Origin of the sequence: Streptococcus sp. 20925_1_24 (genome assembly GCF_041432335.1) — a bacterium.
GTDB classification, from domain to species: Bacteria; Bacillota; Bacilli; order Lactobacillales; family Streptococcaceae; genus Streptococcus; species Streptococcus mitis_BM.
The window spans coordinates 139849-158276 of the sequence record NZ_JAPVZM010000001.1 but is presented as its reverse complement, the minus strand read 5'-3'; the positions used below and the strand labels follow the sequence as shown (position 1 = coordinate 158276).

The following is an 18428-nucleotide window of genomic DNA, read 5'->3' as shown; positions in this document are numbered from 1 at the left end:
TTTCCCTTCTTTCCATTAACTTTATGCTATAAGCATAACACTATATGAAACCGTTGTCAACGATTTTCTGTTGTTTTTTGTCTCTTTTTTTATATTTTTGTTGTTTTTATAGTTTGTTACTAAAAAACAAACACATAAACAAACATTCCAAACATTTTTGCTGTTCTAGAAATAAAAAAAGCAGACCATTTAAGCCTGCTTTACGATTGATTCTTATATAAATTTCCTATGAAGAAGGAAAGGCATTTCTGATAACTTATTCTTCATCCATACTCAAGACGCTGAGGAAGGCTTCTTGTGGGACTTCAACTGATCCGATAGCTTTCATACGTTTCTTACCAGCTTTTTGTTTTTCAAGGAGTTTGCGTTTACGAGAAACGTCACCACCATAACATTTAGCAAGTACGTTCTTACGAAGGGCCTTGATATCAGTACGAGCGACAATTTTGTGTCCAATAGCCGCTTGAATTGGCACCTCAAATTGTTGACGAGGGATGATTTTCTTGAGCTTATCAACGATGAGTTTTCCACGTTCGTAGGCAAAGTCCTTGTGAACGATAAAGCTAAGGGCATCCACCTTGTCTCCATTGAGAAGGATATCCATTTTCACTAGCTTAGATGGGCGGTACTCTGACAATTCATAGTCAAAGCTTGCATAACCGCGAGTTGAAGACTTGAGTTTATCAAAGAAGTCAAAGACGATTTCAGCCAATGGAATTTGATAGATAACATTGACACGGTTATCATCAATATAGTCCATCGTCACAAAGTCCCCACGCTTACGCTGAGCTAGCTCCATCACTGCTCCAACGAACTCCTGTGGTACCATGATTTGCGCCTTAACATATGGTTCTTCAATGGTCGCAATCTTAGTTGGATCTGGGAATTCAGACGGGTTGGACACATCCATAGACTCACCGTCGGTCAAGTTGACCTTATAGATAACAGACGGAGCTGTCATGATGAGGTCGATGTTGAACTCACGCTCTAAACGTTCTTGGATAACATCCATATGGAGAAGTCCAAGGAAACCACAACGGAAACCAAATCCAAGTGCCTGAGATGTTTCTGGTTCAAACTGAAGACTAGCATCATTCAGTTGCAATTTTTCAAGCGCTTCACGTAGGTCATTATACTTGTTTGACTCAATTGGGTAGAGACCTGCAAAAACCATAGGATTCATCTGCTTGTAACCATGTAATGGCTCTGCCGCAGGATTGGTTGCCAAGGTAACAGTATCACCCACACGAGTGTCTTGAACCGTCTTGATAGAAGCCGCAATATAACCAACGTCACCAGTCGCAAGGAAATCACGACCAACTGCTTTGGGTGTAAAAATACCGACTTCGGTCACATCAAAGGTCTTGCCATTGCTCATGAGCTGAATCTTATCACCAGGTTTGACCACTCCATCCATAACACGCACTTGGAGGATAACTCCTCGGTAAGCATCGTAAACAGAGTCAAAAATCAAGGCCTTCAGTGGTGACGTCACATCACCTGTTGGCGCTGGCACTTTTTCTACGATTTGCTCAAGAATTTCTTCGATACCGATACCAGCCTTGGCAGAAGCCAAAACTGCTTCACTGGCATCCAAACCAATGACATCTTCAATCTCTGTACGCACGCGCTCAGGATCTGCAGCTGGTAGGTCAATTTTGTTAATGACTGGCATGATTTCCAAATCATTGTCCAAGGCCAGATAAACATTGGCAAGGGTTTGAGCCTCAATCCCTTGGGCAGCATCAACCACCAAAATAGCTCCTTCACAGGCAGCTAGCGAACGTGAAACTTCATAGGTAAAGTCCACGTGCCCCGGTGTGTCAATCAAGTGAAAAATGTAAGTTTCCCCATCTTTTGCAGTGTAATTGAGCTCTATGGCATTCAACTTAATGGTAATCCCACGTTCCCGCTCTAAATCCATACTATCCAAAAGCTGGGCCTGCATTTCACGGCTTGAAACCGTCTCAGTTTTTTCCAAAATGCGGTCTGCTAGAGTTGATTTCCCGTGGTCAATATGGGCGATAATAGAGAAGTTACGAATCTTCTCCTGTCGTTTTTTCAATTCTTCTAAGTTCATGATTCTCTTCCTTTCAGGGTATCTATTTATTATAAATTGTTTTTGACATTTTGACAAGACCATACCCTGCTAGGAGTACTAATCTTCAGCGACAAAGCCGTCATTTTCGATAAAGTAGTGTTCTGTCATTCCTTGGTCTGCAAAAACAATCCCATGAAGGACACCACCATAAACAGCTCCTCCGTCCATCCCAATCTTACCATCTTCTGTAGTCCAAAGCTCAGCTGTACCTCGGTCTTGCTTTAACAAACCATAAACCGGTGTATGGCCAAAGACAATGATTTTTCCAGTATGATTTTCTGCTTCGTGGAATGGTTTTCTAAGCCAGACTTTTTTATAATCTGTGGTTTCATGCCAGTCATCCAAGGTTAAATCAATACCTGCGTGAACAAAAATATACTTATCTGTCTCTACCACAAAAGGCATTTGACGAATAAATTCGACCAAATCTGCTGCTTCAGTAGCAACACGCTTGGCATCTTCTACTCCATCAACTGGTGCATCCAAGGGACGACCTAGGATAGAGTTAATGGTTGTATCTCCACCATTGCGACGATAGTGGTCATAGCTTTCTTCTGGGTTATCGAGCCAAGTCAAAAACATATACTCGTGGTTTCCTGACAAACAGATTGCCCCTTGATTATCAACCAAGTCCTTAACCATCTCTAGGACACGGCGACTATCTTCACCACGGTCAATCAAATCCCCTAGAAAGAGCAACTGGGTCTGACCATCCCATGTTTTGAGAAGGTCTTCCAGCATCCCAGCTTTTCCGTGAACATCTCCAATTACATAATAGTCTGTCATCTTATTTCTCCCTGTTTCTCAACAATTCTCTGGCTTGCGTCAGGGCTGCTTCTGTCACATCATCACCTGCCAACATCTTAGCAACTTCTTCCACTCGCTCTTCAACCGTCAAGAGACGAACAGTCGAAACTGTTGAATGGTCATTACTAATCTTCTCAATAAAGAATTGATAATCCGCAATCGCAATCACTTGTGGCAAATGGGAAATAGCCAGAACCTGACCATGCTGACCAATCTTGTGAATCTTCTGCGCAATAGCCTGAGCTACACGACCTGAAACTCCTGTATCCACTTCATCAAAGACAATACTTGTCTTGCCTTCTTTACGTGAAAAGGCAGACTTAATGGCTAGCATGAGACGAGACAATTCTCCGCCAGATGCAACCTTAACCAAGGGTTTAAAGTCTTCACCAGGATTGGTTGAAATGTAAAACTCGACCATTTCATTGCCCTCACGACTGAATTTGCCCTTGCTAAAACGAACATGAAACTGGGCTTTTTCCATATACAGGTCTTGCAGTTCTTGTTTAATCTCTGCTTCAAGTTGACTGGCCAAGTCATGACGAGCAGAGGCAAGTTGACCTGCCAAATCGACAAGATTGACTTCCAACTTCTTAAGCTCTGCTTCCATGTCCTCAGATGAAAGGTTATTTCCTGTCAAGAGATTGTATTCTTCCGTAATCTTGGCAAAATAAAGCAAGACATCGTCTACAGTCCCACCATACTTACGCGTAATGGTATGAAGGAGGTCCAAACGATTCTCAACCTGCATGAGACGATTGCCATCAAAATCAAGGTCCTCAATGATAGCTTCCAAACGTTTGCTAATGTCTTCTAAGACATAGTAGGTCTCAGACAGAGAGCTTGAAATTTCACGGTATTCAGGGTCATACTCTTCAACACTTTCCATGTCATTCATGGCCGAACGAACATTGGCCAGACTTGAAAAATCTTCATTGTCCAACATACTATATGCATTGGTCAGCGTATCCGCAATATTTTTATGATTGAGAAGTTTATCACGCTCTTGATTGAGAGCCAGATCTTCTCCAGCTTGCAAGTTTGCTGCCTCAATCTCTGCCATTTGAAATTCCAACATTTCAATACGTGCCTTATGTTCTTGTTGGTTTTTCTTGACTTCCAGAACCTGCTTACGCATTTTACGGTAGGCATCAAAACTCGTTTGATAGGTTTCTTTCAAGCCCCAAAAAGCTACGTCACCGAATTCATCCAACATTTGGATGTGCAGTTGAGGACGCATTAACTCTTCTTGGTCATGCTGACCATGAATGTCCACAAGATGTTGCCCAATAGCACGCAAAACAGACAGATTGACCATCTGGCCATTGACACGGCTGATACTACGACCATTTTGCAAAATTTCTCGACGGATGATAATTTCATCACCTAATTCTAAACCTTGCTCATCAAAAATTTCCTGTAAAAGGCGACTATTCTCAACTGAGAAAAGCCCCTCAATCTCTGCCTTTGGCGCACCATGACGAATAACATCTGTCGTCGCACGAGCTCCCAACATCATATTCATGGCATCAATGATAATCGACTTCCCTGCACCCGTTTCACCAGTCAAGACAGTCATCCCCTTTTCAAAATTGAGGGAAATAGCCTCAATAATGGCAAAGTTTTTTATCGAAATTTCAAGTAACATATAGACCTACCAATTTTTTACTTGTTCAAAGATTTCCTCAGCTAGACTTTCACTTCTGGCAATGACTAAAATCGAGCTATCATCAGCTAAACAACTAAAAATCTTATCCGCAAATGTCTCGATTAACTGAGCTTTTACAAAGGCTGTATTTCCTGGTATAACTTGGAGATTAATCATCTTATCCATCAATTCAGCTGACTCAATATTGTCTTCAGCCAGTTGCAAACTTTTCACGATTGATTTTGGCAATTCATAGACATAGGTGTTGTCTCTCAAAGGAATTTTGACAATGCCTAGCTCTTTGATATCACGTGATACTGTCGCTTGAGTGGCAGTGATTCCTGCCTCTTTCAAATGTTCTACGATTTCTTCTTGTGTACCGATTTGATAATCTGTCACAAATCGTCTAATTTTTTCAAGTCTCTCTTTTTTATTCATCTTTAAATTGACTATGCGCCCTCTCTACTACTTTTTCAATCTCAGCAAGAACCTGATTGCTTGCTGACTCTTCTTTTTTCAAATACGCTAAAAACTCAATATTCCCATGACCACCTTGGATGGGAGAAAAATCCAATCCAAGGACTGAAAAGCCTTCCTCTACTACCATGGTTGTGACAGATTCAAGGACATGTTGATGAACCTTGGCATCACGAATGATTCCGTTTTTCCCAATTTGCTCACGACCTGCTTCAAACTGGGGCTTAACCAAAGCCACAACCTGACCTTGTTCAGCCAAGACACGGTGCAAGGCCGGTAAAATAAGGCTGAGGGAAATGAAACTCACGTCAATGCTGGCAAAGCTCGGTTCCTGCTCGAAATCAGTCTTTTCAGCATAGCGGAAATTAAACTGCTCCATGCTGACAACCCGTGGGTCTTGACGTAATTTCCAAGCTAACTGATTGGTACCAACATCAACTGCAAAGACCAACTCAGCACCATTCTGCAACATGACATCAGTAAATCCTCCAGTAGAAGCACCGATATCAATCGTTGTTGCTCCTTCCACTGACAAATCAAAGACCTGCAAGGCCTTTTCCAATTTCAAGCCACCACGGCTGACATACTTGAGTTTCTCACCCTTGAGTTTTAACTCGGTGTCATCTGGAATTTTCTCTCCTGGTTTATCAAACCGTTCTCCATTCAGGACTGCTACGACTAGACCAGCCATAACACCGCGCTTGGCCTGTTCTCGCGTTTCAAACAAGCCCTGTTTATAAGCTAGTACATCCACTCTTTCCTTAGCCATTGATTCTCAAACTTTCTACTACTCTTACAATCGATTCTGTTTCAAAGGGAACCTGCTGGGCGATTTCTTCTAATTTGGCATTAGCTTGATCCAAAGTCTGGTTACAAAAGACAATTGCCTCTTCCAAGCCCAACAAGGCTGGATAGGTTGATTTTTCTGCCTGTAGGTCCTTTTGAGGCGTCTTGCCGATTTCCTCAAAACTAGCGGTCACATCCAGTACATCATCTCGAACTTGAAAAGCAAGCCCAATCAATTCACCTACAGTTTTAAGTTTCGCCTGCATCTCAGGTGCCAATTCGGCTATAATAGCAGCCGCTTGAAAGGGATAGGCTAGTAGTTTCCCAGTCTTATTAGCATGAATGGTCTGAAGTTCTTCCAAAGACAAATGCTGGTGTTCACCCTCCATGTCCAGAACTTGCCCAGCCACCATACCCAGACTACCTGAAGCAAGGGATAAGTTGGCAATCAAGTCCACCTTGATCTGACTTGGCAAATTTGCCTGCGCTATCAAAGCATAAGGATCTAGGAATAAAGCATCTCCTGCCAAAATGGCCATAGCTTCTCCAAATTTCTTATGATTGGTCAAACGCCCTCGACGATAATCATCATCATCCATAGCAGGAAGATCATCATGAATCAAGCTCCCTGTATGAATCATTTCCAAGGCCGCAGCCACCTGCGCGTGAGCAGGTTTAATAGCGACCTGCAAGGCTTCCAAAACTTCCAACAAGAGAAAAGGGCGAATACGCTTGCCACCAGCATGAATGGAATAGAGAACAGACTCTCGCAAACTAGAGGCAAACTGCTGGTCTCCATAAAAGTCTTCCAAGGCTGACTCGACAAGAGCTAATTTTTCTTGCTTCTTCATTCAAAATCACTTTCTGTTCCGTCTTCTTGCATGACCTTGACCAAGGTCTTTTCAGCCTTGTCCAGCGTCGCTTGGAGCTCTTTTGACAAGACCATGCCCTTTTGAAAGGCAGCAATCGCATCTTCCAGAGCAATTTCACCATTTTCCAAACTTTGGACAATGGTTTCCAGTTCTGCTAGATTTTCCTCAAATTTCTTTTGTTTTGACATCTTTAACCTCTAATTCTACTCGACCATCTCGCATCAAAAGCGTCACTTGGTCTTTTTTCTTCAAACTCTCAACCGAATCCACAACTGACTCTTCTTTTTTGACAATAGCATAGCCACGCGCCACGATTCGACTGGTATCCAACATTAGCAAGGCTTCTGAAAGTCGCTTGACTTCAGCAACCTTGGCATCATAAACCAGAGCCATTTGGCTGCGGAGAAGCTTGTCCAACTGTCCTAAACGGTCTTGATAGCGTTGGATTTTGGTAACAGGTGATAATTGTACCAGTCGATGCGTCCTTGATTGTACTATCTGTTTGTTATCAGAAATCCGTGTACGTAAACTTTGTGTTAAGCGCAGTTGCAGTTGATCCAAGCGTTGCATATAGCCATCATACAAACGCTCTGGCTGTCTAAAGATAACAGACTGACTGCATTTTTTCAAAGCTTCTTGTTTTTTAGATAGGACATTTCGGACTGCCGTTGCCATCCGTTTTTCCTGATTTTGCAAATGAGCTAATAGATCCAACTTGGTCACAGGTGTTGCTAGTTCAGCAGCAGCTGTTGGTGTGGCAGCGCGACGATCTGCAACAAAATCTGCCAAGGTCACATCCGTCTCATGCCCCACACTAGAAATAACTGGCAAACGAGATTCAAAAATGGCTCGTACCACAATTTCTTCGTTAAAGGCCCAGAGATCCTCTATGGAACCACCACCACGACCAATAATCAGCAAATCCAAATCGTCTCGTTGATTAGCACGCGCAATATTTCGAGCAATTTCTTCTGCTGCCCCTTCACCTTGCACCTTAGTTGGATAAAGCAGGATATCGACACCTGGGAATCGCCTGCTGACGGTCGTGATAATATCTCGAATCACGGCTCCACTGCGACTGGTTACTACACCAATTCTCTTAGAAAATTGGGGCAGAGCTTGCTTGAAGCGTTCTTGAAACAGGCCTTCTTCTGTCAATTTTTTCTTGAGTTGTTCAAACTGAATCGCAAGTGCCCCAACCCCATCAGGCTCAGCCTTTTCAATGATGATGGAGTAGCTACCGCTCGGTTCATAGACCTGTACACGCCCAATCACATTGATCTTCATCCCTTCTTCCAGGTCGAAACCTAATTTCTGATAAATTCCAGACCAAATAGTCGCTTGAATAACTGCATGGTCATCTTTTAGGGAGAAATATTGGTGAGTAGGTCGTTTACGAAAATTGGAAACTTGACCAGTTAAATAGACCCGTTCCAAATAAGGGTCTTTATCGAATTTCATTTTCAGATACTTGGTCAAAGTTGTTACCGATAAATACTTTTCCATCTCCACCTACTATTCATTTTCTTGCTCTTTCATGGGTATTATTATACCAAAAATATGCCTAAAAATCTCCATTTATGTACCATTATGAGAGAAAAATAGAAAAAGGAGGCAAGGCCTCCACATCTGTTTATTTACTATTTCTAGCTTCTTCCAAAATCTTAGCAATCTTGGTCGTCAACAGGTCAATAGCCACTGTATTGCTGACTCCCTCAGGAATGACGATATCCGCATAACGTTTGGTTGGCTCAATAAACTGGTGATACATAGGTTTAACTACACCTAAGTACTGGTCAATAACACTATCAAGACTACGGCCACGCTCCTCCATATCACGCTTGATACGACGAATAATGCGCACATCATCATCCGTATCCACAAAAATCTTGATGTCCATCAAATCACGTAGGCGCTTGTCCTCCAAGACCAAAATCCCCTCAACGATAAAGACATCTTGAGGCTCCTGACGATAGGTCTTGCTGCTTCGTGTATGTTCTGTATAGTCATAAGTCGGGATATCCACCGGACGCCCTGCCAACAATTCTTTAATCTGCTCGATCATCAAATCTGTATCAAAAGCAAAAGGATGGTCATAGTTGGTTTTGACACGCTCTTCAAAGGTCAAGTGAGACTGATCCTTATAGTATGAATCATGCTCAATCATGGAAATCTTTTCATCAGGGAAATGCGATAAAATGGCTCTTGAAACACTGGTCTTACCACCACCAGAACCACCTGTCACTCCGATAATGATTGGTCTATTTTGCATGCTATCCTCCGTTTTTTTATCCGTCGTCTATTCTATCACATTTTTTGCAAAATTTATAGTCTGATTTGGATAGTCTAGGGGAAACAACACTCCCTACACCTCAGTTAGACTAGCTAAAAACCTTCCTTGGCTTATAGAGATTGTCCCGTTTTTCTAGAATGGCTAGCAATGTATCGCCTTCAAAAGCAGCCAATTCTTGATTTGTTTGGCCGAGCTCAATAAAGCGACCAAAGCGCACTTCTGTAGCCTCTTCTGGACTTAGGAAAACTTTGACAAGGTCACCTGTTCCAATCTCTAGAGGATGGAGAAAATCTAATTGCTCATCCTCCACTTTTCTAGCAATTTCTTCCAAGGTAAGAGCATCTTCTAGTTGCAAACCAGCTGCACTAGTACGAGTTAACTGAGACATATGGGCCGCATAACCCAATTTTTCTCCCAAGTCAACAGACAAGGTACGAATATAAGTTCCCTTACTGCATTTCACACGAAAAGTAAAGCGTGCAAGATGACCCTCATAAGAAATTGGACTTGTTCGTTCAAATTGATAAATGGTCACCTGACGCTCTGGACGCTCCACTTCCTGACCAGCACGCGCATACTCATAAAGCTTACGACCATTGACCTTGACCGCCGAATACATAGGCGGAATCTGGGTAATAGGCCCAGTCAAGCTCGTAATTACTTCATCAACAAGCTTTTCATCCAAGGGCAATAAAACAGGTGTCTCAGCGACCACTTCCCCACTGGCATCCTCTGTCGTCGTGGAATAGCCCAGAGTGATTTCCCCCTCATAGACCTTGCCCTCATCCTGCATGAACTCGACCATGCGGGTCGCCTTGCCAACCGCAATAGGCAAAACACCCACCACATCCGGATCCAAGGTCCCTCCATGACCAATCTTCTTGGTTCCCAAAATCTTACGCAGTTTAAAAACCGCATCATGCGAGGTCATCCCCGCTTCTTTTTTTAAGTTGATAATACCGTTCATTTTTGCTTTCTATTTCCCCTTCAATGCTTCAAACTTCGCTTTCATGGTTGGATTTTTTCGAGTCAATTTTTTGACAGAGACATCTTCCAACTTATTGTTTGCGAGGCGGAGTTGGTTTTCAGATGTTGTCAGGAACTTCTTAATCTCTTCCATGCGTTTGATAGCCTTGTCGATTTCATCAATAGCTTTGCCAAAGTTGGTCGAAGCAGAGTTGTAGTTCTTGGCAAAAGCTAACTTAAAGGCATCCAAGTCTTCTTCAAAATGCGTAATGTCAATATTTTGTTCGCGAACCAAGGCCAACTCCTGCTTGTATTTTAGGGAATTAAGCGCCGCATTTCGCAAAAGCCCAATCAACTGAATAAAGAATTGAGGACGAACCACATACATCTTTTCATACTCATGGCTGACGTCAACAATCCCTGTGTTAAAGTAGTCATTATCGGCCTCAAGCATAGTCACCAAAACCGCATACTCACAGTTCTTCTCCCGACGGTCCTTGTCTAATTCCTTGTAAAAATCTGCATTCTTGTGCTTCTTCTCTGTTCCATCCGCTTCATTTTTCATCTCAAACATGATGGAAATGATTTCCACTCCATTTTCATCACTCTCACGGAAGATAAAGTCCCCCTTAGACCCACGCGCAGAGACCTTGTTATCCTTCTCAAAGTAGGCATTTGGAAAGGCGAAACTACGGACCTTGTTAAACTCACTCTCTGCATACTGTTCCAGACTTTCCCCGATGGCTTTTGTAGATTGCTGGGCTTTGAAATTCTTATAGAACTCGACCTGTTCACTCGCTGCTTTGAGCTGGGCTTCATAGTTTTGCTTAACTGAAGCAAGAGAAAGCTCGTTTTCTTTTTCTTGTAATAGGAGCTGATTTTTGACCTGATCGCGTTCTTTTTCTAGGTCAGAAAGGGTCTTTTGTAGTTGATTTTCATGCTCCAAACGCAAGGTAGCCAATTGGTTTTCCAAGGCCTGTACTTCCTTATCCTTAGCCAATAAGGCCTGATTGCTTGTCTGTTCAACCTCTTTCTTGGCCAATTCTTTTTCTGTATCAAAGTTTTGGATTTGACTCTGCAATTGAGCGATTTCTTGATCCTTTTGAGCTAGTTTAGACTGTTGTTCATTCATGGCCTTTTGCTCTGCCAAGGCCAGTTCCTGCTTCATGCGATCGTGCAATTCCTTATCAAACTCTGCTGTTCTCACTTGGGATAAAAGTTCAGCATACTGACTTTCATTTACTGTAAAGACTTCTCCACAGTTGGGACATTTGATTTCGTTCATATCGTTCCTCTTTCTAGGCTTCTGTAACCATTATATCATGCCTGAGGGAAAATCAAAAACAGTGAGTCGAAACCCACCGTTTAACTTCTTTTTCTTTAAATTTTTTCCAAGGCCAAGCGCAAGTCTTCAATCAAATCTTCTACATTTTCAAGACCGATAGACAAGCGGATTTGGTTTGGTGTGACTCCTGCAGCTTCCAGGTCTTTTTCTGACAATTGACCGTGAGTAGTTGTTGCTGGGTGAACAACAAGAGACTTGGCATCTGCCACATTTGCAAGGTCAGAGAAGATTTCCAAATTATCAATAACCTTGCGTGCTTCTGCCTCCCCACCTTTGACATGGAAGGTAAAGATTGAACCAACACCTTTTGGCAAATATTTCTCAGCCAAGGCATGATAAGGACTATCAGCAAGTTTTGGATAGTTGACTTTTTCTACCTTAGGATGGTTGATAAGAAAATCAACAATTTTCTCTGCATTTTGCACATGGCGCTCCACACGAAGTGAAAGGGTTTCAAGTCCTTGAAGCAAGAGGAAGGCATTAAATGGTGACAAGGCTGCACCTGTATCACGAAGCAATTGGACACGGACAGCGATAATAAAGGCTGCTGCACCCACATCACGAGTATAGCTCAAATTGTGGTAGCTTGGGTCTTCCTCAACAAATTGAGGGAATTTTCCTGAAGCCGCCCAGTCAAAACGACCACTATCGACAATCACTCCTCCAATAGTCGTACCATGCCCACCGATAAACTTAGTCGCAGAGTGAATGGCAATATCTACACCGTGAGAAAAAACGTTAATCAAATAAGGTGTTGCAAAGGTATTATCCGAAACTAGTGGAATCTGGTGTTTATGAGCAATCTCAGCCAATTTTTCCAAATCTGGAATATTAATCAAGGGATTTCCCAAGGTTTCAATCAAGACAAGCTTGGTATTGTCATTGATAGCTGCTTCCACTTCCTCCAAATTATCCACATCGACAAAGGTTGTTGTGATCCCATAACGAGGAAGGGTTTCTTTCAAGAGATTGAAGGTTCCACCGTAAATAGTTGATGCTGCCACTACATGGTCACCTGCATGGGCAAGCGCCAAAATCGTATAAGTCACTGCAGCCATACCTGATGCTGTTGCAAGAGCTCCAACACCGCCTTCAAGAGCAGCAATTCTTTCTTCAAAGGCAGCCGTTGTAGGATTTGTAATACGAGTATAAATGTTCCCTGGTTTTCTCAAAGCAAACAAATCGGCACCTTCCTGCGTGTCATCAAAAACAAAGGATGTTGTTTGATAAATCGGCACTGCACGAGACTTAGTTGCTGGATCCACAACTTGACCAGCATGCAATTGTAAGGTTTCAAATTTAAAATCACGAGTCATAAGGCTACCTCCATATAGTTTCATTAAGGATATTGTAGCACTATCTACCTATCTTGACTAATACCTCTTTTCTATATTTTGATATAAGAAGCGGCTATTACTTCTTACAAAATCGAAAAAAGCACGAATCAATCGTGCTCATTTTCTTAATCTACATAAGTATCTTCATTTTTATTGAGGAAGGCGTATGGAAGACCCATCAAGAGGCCTCCTCCGATAAAGTTTCCGATGAAGGTTACACCCCAGTGGCGAAGCATATTTCCAACACCGAAGTTAGCAATTGAATCCGCAGCAACACTGAATTTTACAATCGCGAAAGAAGCAAAGTTCGCAGCAATGTGCTCGTTTGTTAAGAATACAAACATGTAAATCGCTGACAACACAAGCCAAAGTTTGGCACCACCATCTTTGACCAAAACAAATGAAAGAATCGCAATATTTACGAAAATATTTGCCAAAATCGCCTCAAGCAAGATTAATTCATTTGAACGGCCTAACTTCATCTCAACAACCCCTGAGATGAAACTATCGTGTGTCAGATGTGCATAAGCTGCTGAGTGGGCAAAGCCCCAACCCGCTATCAAGGCTCCGATAAGGTTGAACAAGGTACAGTAAAGTAAAATCTCAGTTGTCTTTCTCCAAGAGATTTTTTTCAAGAAACTACCAGCAGTCAAGAACATCATGTTTGAAGTTACCAACTCAGCATTCAAGAAAACAATGTAGGCCAAGCCCCAAGCAAAGACAAAGGGGAAGAGGAAGCGTCCACTACCTGGTGCAATTTTATTAATCAAGTCAGCCCCAACTGCACCAGCAGCAGTACTGAAGGTTAAAAATGCACCTGCGAACATAGAACGAATCGCATACTTAAATTTGCTTTGACTATAAAGACTTTCTTTCTTCTTGCAAGCAAATTCAATCTTTGAGATAAATTCTGAAGAAACCATAATAAACTCCTAAAAATTTTTTACCTGATAATTATATCACAAACTGTACTGACCCCAAAAAGTTAGACAATTAATTTATCCGAAGGATTTAGTTCTGTATTGCACAGGGCTAAGTCCTTTTAGTTTTACCTTAATTCGTTTATTGTTGTAGTAATCAATATAGTCTACAATAGCTTGTTCCAATTGCTTAAGCGACTGAAACGACTTCTCATAACCGTAAAACATTTCCGATTTCAGAATCCCAAAGAAGGACTCCATCATACCGTTGTCTGGGCTGTTACCCTTACGTGACATGGATGCTTGAATTCCCTTACTTTCTAGGAAGCGATGATAAGAATCGTGTTGATATTGCCAGCCTTGGTCACTATGGAGAATCGTATTCTCATAGTGCTTCTCTGTGAAGGCCTGTTCCAACATTGTTTTTACTTGTTCTAAGTTGGGTGAAGTTGAAAGATTATAGGCGATAATTTCGCTGTTGAAACCATCTAAAACAGGTGATAAGTAAAGCTTTTGAGTACTTGCTGGAATGGCAAATTCTGTCACATCTGTGTAGCACTTTTCCATTGTTTTAGAGCCTTCAAATTGACGTTGAATGAGATTCTCTGCCTTTTTGCCAACATCTCCTTTATGAGAAGAATATTTTCGTTTCTGTCGCATTTTAGCTTGTAAATTGAGTACTTTCATCAAGCGTTGAACTCTTTTCTGATTTACCAGATAACCACGATTTCTTAGTTCTAAATGAATCCGACGATAACCATAATTTCCCTTGTGTTCGATAAAAATGGATTGAATTTCAGCTTTAAGCTCTTGGTCCTTATCTGGTTTATCTAGCTGTTTCAAGTGATAGTAGTAGGTCGAACGAGCTAGTTTAATGGCTTTTAGAAGAATATCTAACGAAAACTCAGTCATTAATTCTTGAACAATTTCTGTCTTTCTTCTTTCTCTTTTTCCTCCTTCAATCGGAGTTCTCTTAACTTTTTTAGGATAGCATTCTCCGCTCTCAGGTACTCATTTTCTGCTTGAAGACGTTCTAATTCTGTCCTCTCTTCAGGTCTCTTTTGTGGCTTACGTCCCATTTTAGGTACTCTCCCTCTTGTTTTCTCAACAATAGTATACCCGTTTTTCTTGTATTGTGCTAGCCAATTAAGAAGTATCGTACGACTTGGGAGACCGTATTCAAGAGAAACTCTATCTTTAGTCCAGCCTTCATGTAAGACTTTATGAATCATTTCTTGTTTTAAATCAGGAGAATAGTAACGATTTTTTCCTTTTTTGACGAACTCTATTCCGTAACAATCAATCAATTTAATCATGTACCTAATATTAGAATTGTTTATCCCAAATTTATTTGAAAGCTTCTCTAAGCTATATCCTTGTTTTCTAAGTTCATAGATCTGAACTTTATCATCATAAGTTAATTTCATAATAAAAACACCCCAAAAGTTAGATTTTTTCTGTCTAACTTTTGGGGTGCAGTTCAAACGTTAAAATTAAGGAAGCGTTTTCTGTATTTCATAAAAGTTTATTCTTATGAAAAGCTTAAAAAATCAGTGAAATCCAGGATTTCACTGATTTGTATTAATAAAATTGTTTATATGGTTGATTGAAAGCTGTTAGGATTTCATCAGATGTTTGTGAATAATCTTTTGTTTCTTTCAAATCGCCTTTTACAATAATACGTTCTGTAGCGGCAAGGTCTTCACAGGTTACTAATGTAATCTCATTTACCCCATCTCTATCATCAACTTCATCAACACGATCCGGTGTAACACGTTTAACTTCACGTATTTCATAAGTATAAACTTTATTTTTATCGGTTAGATAAATCTTCATACCATTTTTAGCGTTATCTAAAGGAGAAAATAACATTTTATTAGCATTATTGACACCAAAAATATGATGACTAGCTAGACTATAATTTCCTTTTCCCATCACTTGATCGCGTTTCATCGTACCAGCACCATAGAAGAGATTGACATTATCAAGCCCTTTAAAAATTGGCAGATTCATTTCTAATTCAGGGACTGCAATTCCGCCGATAACTGGTAATTTTTGAGCATCCCATTGAGAAGCTAGAACCGCTTCAGAAGAGATAGCATTGACAGAATCAAAATCAAAATTTCCTTCTGTATCCTGATTTTCTTCTATTTTTTCTTTTGATACCTGACTAACTTGGTATTTATTGGTATTCCAAACTATGAAAATATCACGAATTTTAGCATTAAAAATCAAAGCAATTGATAGTAGTATCAGAAATCCTGCTAGGATATTTGTCAGCAGATTTTTTCGTTTATTTTTCTTCTTATTTTTTTGAGACATTATGCTTCACCTTCTGTTTCGTTTTCTGTCCCAACTTCTTCTTTTTCTGCCGCTGCAACCGTAGTAAAGGTCACAATTTTAGCATCTTGATCCAGACGCATTACTTTAACTCCCATAGTTGAGCGTCCTGTTTGTGAAATATTGGCAACATTGGTTCGAATCATGACACCTGTATCAGTGATAATCATCAAATCTTCATCACCTTTAACAGTCAAGAGACCTGATAGAGGACCATTTTTCTCAGCCACATTAGCCGTCTTCATCCCTTTACCACCACGACCTTTTGTTGGATATTCGGTCGCGACTGTACGCTTACCATATCCTTTTTCTGTGATGATAAGAACCTCGTCTTGATCAGTAATTACGCTAGCACCAACTACTGTGTCTCCCTCACGGAGATTCACACCTTTCACACCTGTGGCGATACGACTCATGCCGCGAACGGCTGATTGATTAAAGCGAACTGCATAACCAAACTTGGTACCAATAATAATATCCGTCTCTTCTTCCGTCAACAAGACATTAATTAACTCATCTTCATCTTTAAGATTCAGTGCTTTAAGTCCATTTTGACGAATATTAGCAAATTCCTTAACGCTCGTTCTCTTCACAATACCGTGACGGGTTGTAAAGAAGAGATAAGCATCATCACTGCGTTCAGACTCAACATTGATAATAGTCTGAATACTTTCGCCTTCATCCAATTTCAAGAGATTAACTACTGGTAGCCCTTTGGCCGTCCGACCATACTCAGGAATTTCATAACCTTTAAGACGATAGACACGTCCTTTATTTGTAAAGAAGAGCAGGTGATCATGGGTGCTAGTTGACACTAACTCACGAACAAAATCGTCATCTTTGACACCTGTTCCTTGAACACCGCGGCCACCACGTTTTTGAGCAGTAAACTCAGCTTGGTCCAGACGTTTAATGTATCCCTTGTTAGAAAGCGTAATCAAGACATCCGATTCTTCAATCAAGTCCTCATCTTCAAGACTCAAGACTTCACCGACCATCAACTCTGTACGACGTTGGTCGCCAAACTTACGCTTAACTTCGTCCAATTCGTCTTTGATGATTTGAGAAACACGTTCTGGCTTAGCAAGAATATCCGCCAAATCTGCAATCAGAGCCAAGAGGTCATCATATTCAGACTGAATCTTATCGCGTTCCAAACCTGTCAAACGACGAAGACGCATGTCTAGTATAGCCTGACTTTGACGTTCAGAAAGCTTAAACTTACTCATCAACTCAGCTTGTGCTTCCGCATCTGTTTCACTAGCACGGATGATACGGATCACTTCGTCGATATGGTCTAGCGCAATCAAGAGACCTTCTAAGATATGAGCACGTGCTTCCGCTTTTTCCTTATCAAAACGAGTACGACGAACGACCACTTCTTTTTGGTGCTCGATATAAGCATCCAAAATCTGACGAAGGGACAAAATCTTCGGTACACCATTTTGGATAGCAAGCATATTGAAACCAAAGTTGGTTTGCATCTGGGTCATCTTGAAGAGGTTATTGAGGATAACATTGGCTGAGGCATCGCGCTTAACTTCAATAACAAATCGAACACCTTCACGGTTTGATTCATCACGAACTGCTGTGATGCCCTCAATACGTTTTTCCTGAACCAAACGAACAATATGCTCATGCACCTTTGTTTTATTGACCATATAAGGAAATTCCGTTACAACGATGCGCTCACGGCCAGTCTTAGTTTCTTCAATTTCAGTACGTGAACGAAGGACAATAGAACCTTTACCTGTTTCATAAGCCTTATGAATACCTGATTTCCCCATAACAAGAGCACCAGTTGGAAAATCTGGCCCAGGCAAGACTTCCATCAAGTCCTTAGTGGTCACTTCAGGATTGTCCATAACTAACTTCACTGCATCAATGGTTTCACCTAAATTGTGAGGAGGAATGTTGGTAGCCATCCCAACAGCAATACCAGTTGCTCCATTGACCAAGAGGTTTGGAAAACGAGCTGGCAAGACCAAGGGTTCACGTTCATTAGCATCATAGTTATCAACGAAATCAACCGTATTCTTATTGATATCTCGAAGCATTTCTAGAGCAATCTTGCTCATACGTGCCTCAGTGTAACGCTGGGCGGCAGCACCATCACCGTCCATGGAACCAAAGTTTCCATGCCCATCTACAAGCATGTAACGGTAACTCCACCATTGAGCCATGCGAACCATTGCTTCATAGATAGAGGAATCCCCGTGTGGATGGTATTTACCCATGACGTCCCCTGTAATACGAGCAGATTTTTTATGGGGTTTGTCTGGAGTAACACCCAATTCATTCATTCCATAGAGAATCCGACGGTGAACAGGTTTCAAGCCATCTCGAACATCAGGAAGAGCCCGCGCTACGATAACACTCATGGCGTAATCGATAAAGCTCGTCTTCATCTCCTTTGTCAGATTGACATTCACTAAATTTCTATCCTGCATTAATAAATGCCTCATTTCACTATTAGTAATTAATAATATTATACCATAATGTCCGCCATATTTCAGGTATCCAAATTAGCTAAAAC

16 protein-coding genes are annotated in these 18428 nt (G+C 41.3%); all 16 read right to left on the bottom strand.

Translation table 11 applies throughout. The annotated features are described in order from the left end of the window. Window positions 1-256: 256 nt before the first annotated feature. The 16 genes from lepA to gyrA all read right to left on the bottom strand — a co-directional run bounded on the left by lepA (window position 257) and on the right by gyrA (window position 18342). A complete protein-coding gene (lepA, locus tag O3650_RS00770) occupies window positions 257-2080 on the bottom strand; it encodes a translation elongation factor 4 (RefSeq protein WP_084926386.1) in 1824 nt (607 codons plus the stop codon). Window positions 2081-2158: 78 nt separating this feature from the next. After that, window positions 2159-2887, bottom strand: coding sequence for a metallophosphoesterase family protein (locus O3650_RS00765; protein ID WP_101784964.1), 729 nt, complete (start codon window positions 2885-2887; stop codon window positions 2159-2161). Window position 2888: 1 nt separating this feature from the next. Then, window positions 2889-4556: a DNA repair protein RecN gene (recN, locus tag O3650_RS00760; protein WP_153193781.1), complete on the bottom strand. Its 1668-nt coding sequence runs from the start codon at window positions 4554-4556 to the stop codon at window positions 2889-2891. Window positions 4557-4562: 6 nt separating this feature from the next. Next, window positions 4563-4994 (bottom strand): arginine repressor, encoded by a 432-nt coding sequence (locus tag O3650_RS00755; protein ID WP_020900686.1) that lies wholly within the window; start codon window positions 4992-4994, stop codon window positions 4563-4565. Then, window positions 4987-5802 carry a TlyA family RNA methyltransferase gene (locus tag O3650_RS00750; RefSeq protein WP_101784968.1) on the bottom strand — a complete coding sequence of 272 codons (816 nt, stop codon included), beginning with the start codon at window positions 5800-5802 and terminating at the stop codon, window positions 4987-4989. Before O3650_RS00750 ends, O3650_RS00755 begins: the two co-directional genes overlap by 8 nt. After that, entirely contained in the window at window positions 5795-6670 is an 876-nt protein-coding gene (locus O3650_RS00745; protein WP_153193782.1) for a polyprenyl synthetase family protein, read from the bottom strand. The genes O3650_RS00750 and O3650_RS00745 overlap by 8 nt, the downstream gene beginning before the upstream one ends. Further along, the gene (locus O3650_RS00740) at window positions 6667-6879 is read right to left on the bottom strand and encodes an exodeoxyribonuclease VII small subunit (protein WP_000043226.1); all 213 of its coding nucleotides are present in this window, start codon (window positions 6877-6879) and stop codon (window positions 6667-6669) included. Before O3650_RS00740 ends, O3650_RS00745 begins: the two co-directional genes overlap by 4 nt. Beyond that, window positions 6857-8197, bottom strand: coding sequence for an exodeoxyribonuclease VII large subunit (xseA, locus tag O3650_RS00735; RefSeq protein ID WP_101784972.1), 1341 nt, complete (start codon window positions 8195-8197; stop codon window positions 6857-6859). Before xseA ends, O3650_RS00740 begins: the two co-directional genes overlap by 23 nt. Before the next feature lie 127 nt (window positions 8198-8324). After that, window positions 8325-8963: a uridine kinase gene (udk, locus tag O3650_RS00730; RefSeq protein ID WP_001181376.1), complete on the bottom strand. Its 639-nt coding sequence runs from the start codon at window positions 8961-8963 to the stop codon at window positions 8325-8327. 109 nt (window positions 8964-9072) lie between these two features. Next, complete coding sequence (gene truB / locus O3650_RS00725) at window positions 9073-9951, bottom strand: tRNA pseudouridine(55) synthase TruB (RefSeq protein ID WP_101784975.1); 879 nt, start codon at window positions 9949-9951, stop codon at window positions 9073-9075. 9 nt (window positions 9952-9960) lie between these two features. Continuing rightward, window positions 9961-11235, bottom strand: a complete 1275-nt coding sequence (locus tag O3650_RS00720) for a DUF2130 domain-containing protein (protein WP_101784977.1) — start codon at window positions 11233-11235, stop codon at window positions 9961-9963. Between the two features lie 95 nt (window positions 11236-11330). After that, window positions 11331-12611 carry an O-acetylhomoserine aminocarboxypropyltransferase/cysteine synthase family protein gene (locus tag O3650_RS00715; RefSeq protein ID WP_101784979.1) on the bottom strand — a complete coding sequence of 427 codons (1281 nt, stop codon included), beginning with the start codon at window positions 12609-12611 and terminating at the stop codon, window positions 11331-11333. Between the two features lie 146 nt (window positions 12612-12757). Continuing rightward, the gene (locus O3650_RS00710) at window positions 12758-13555 is read right to left on the bottom strand and encodes a formate/nitrite transporter family protein (RefSeq protein ID WP_101784981.1); all 798 of its coding nucleotides are present in this window, start codon (window positions 13553-13555) and stop codon (window positions 12758-12760) included. Between the two features lie 75 nt (window positions 13556-13630). Next, window positions 13631-14979, bottom strand: a protein-coding gene (locus O3650_RS00705) for an IS3 family transposase (RefSeq protein ID WP_261085296.1) whose coding sequence is annotated in 2 segments (ribosomal slippage) — window positions 13631-14538 and window positions 14538-14979 — 1350 coding nt in all. Because the reading frame shifts where the segments join, the coding sequence is not laid out codon by codon here. A gap of 154 nt (window positions 14980-15133) precedes the next feature. Continuing rightward, window positions 15134-15874: a sortase SrtA gene (srtA, locus tag O3650_RS00700; RefSeq protein WP_101784983.1), complete on the bottom strand. Its 741-nt coding sequence runs from the start codon at window positions 15872-15874 to the stop codon at window positions 15134-15136. After that, the gene (gene gyrA, locus O3650_RS00695; RefSeq protein WP_203175881.1) at window positions 15874-18342 is read right to left on the bottom strand and encodes a DNA gyrase subunit A; all 2469 of its coding nucleotides are present in this window, start codon (window positions 18340-18342) and stop codon (window positions 15874-15876) included. The genes srtA and gyrA overlap by 1 nt, the downstream gene beginning before the upstream one ends. Window positions 18343-18428: the final 86 nt, after the last annotated feature.

What these genes read in the sequence shown, in the direction of transcription:
- lepA (WP_084926386.1), bottom strand. Translation starts at nt 2,080, where the DNA reads ATGAACTTAGAAGAATTGAAAAAACGACAGGAGAAGATTCGTAACTTC.
- O3650_RS00765 (WP_101784964.1), bottom strand. Translation starts at nt 2,887, where the DNA reads ATGACAGACTATTATGTAATTGGAGATGTTCACGGAAAAGCTGGGATG.
- recN (WP_153193781.1), bottom strand. Translation starts at nt 4,556, where the DNA reads ATGTTACTTGAAATTTCGATAAAAAACTTTGCCATTATTGAGGCTATT.
- O3650_RS00755 (WP_020900686.1), bottom strand. Translation starts at nt 4,994, where the DNA reads ATGAATAAAAAAGAGAGACTTGAAAAAATTAGACGATTTGTGACAGAT.
- O3650_RS00750 (WP_101784968.1), bottom strand. Translation starts at nt 5,802, where the DNA reads ATGGCTAAGGAAAGAGTGGATGTACTAGCTTATAAACAGGGCTTGTTT.
- O3650_RS00745 (WP_153193782.1), bottom strand. Translation starts at nt 6,670, where the DNA reads ATGAAGAAGCAAGAAAAATTAGCTCTTGTCGAGTCAGCCTTGGAAGAC.
- O3650_RS00740 (WP_000043226.1), bottom strand. Translation starts at nt 6,879, where the DNA reads ATGTCAAAACAAAAGAAATTTGAGGAAAATCTAGCAGAACTGGAAACC.
- xseA (WP_101784972.1), bottom strand. Translation starts at nt 8,197, where the DNA reads ATGGAAAAGTATTTATCGGTAACAACTTTGACCAAGTATCTGAAAATG.
- udk (WP_001181376.1), bottom strand. Translation starts at nt 8,963, where the DNA reads ATGCAAAATAGACCAATCATTATCGGAGTGACAGGTGGTTCTGGTGGT.
- truB (WP_101784975.1), bottom strand. Translation starts at nt 9,951, where the DNA reads ATGAACGGTATTATCAACTTAAAAAAAGAAGCGGGGATGACCTCGCAT.
- O3650_RS00720 (WP_101784977.1), bottom strand. Translation starts at nt 11,235, where the DNA reads ATGAACGAAATCAAATGTCCCAACTGTGGAGAAGTCTTTACAGTAAAT.
- O3650_RS00715 (WP_101784979.1), bottom strand. Translation starts at nt 12,611, where the DNA reads ATGACTCGTGATTTTAAATTTGAAACCTTACAATTGCATGCTGGTCAA.
- O3650_RS00710 (WP_101784981.1), bottom strand. Translation starts at nt 13,555, where the DNA reads ATGGTTTCTTCAGAATTTATCTCAAAGATTGAATTTGCTTGCAAGAAG.
- srtA (WP_101784983.1), bottom strand. Translation starts at nt 15,874, where the DNA reads ATGTCTCAAAAAAATAAGAAGAAAAATAAACGAAAAAATCTGCTGACA.
- gyrA (WP_203175881.1), bottom strand. Translation starts at nt 18,342, where the DNA reads ATGCAGGATAGAAATTTAGTGAATGTCAATCTGACAAAGGAGATGAAG.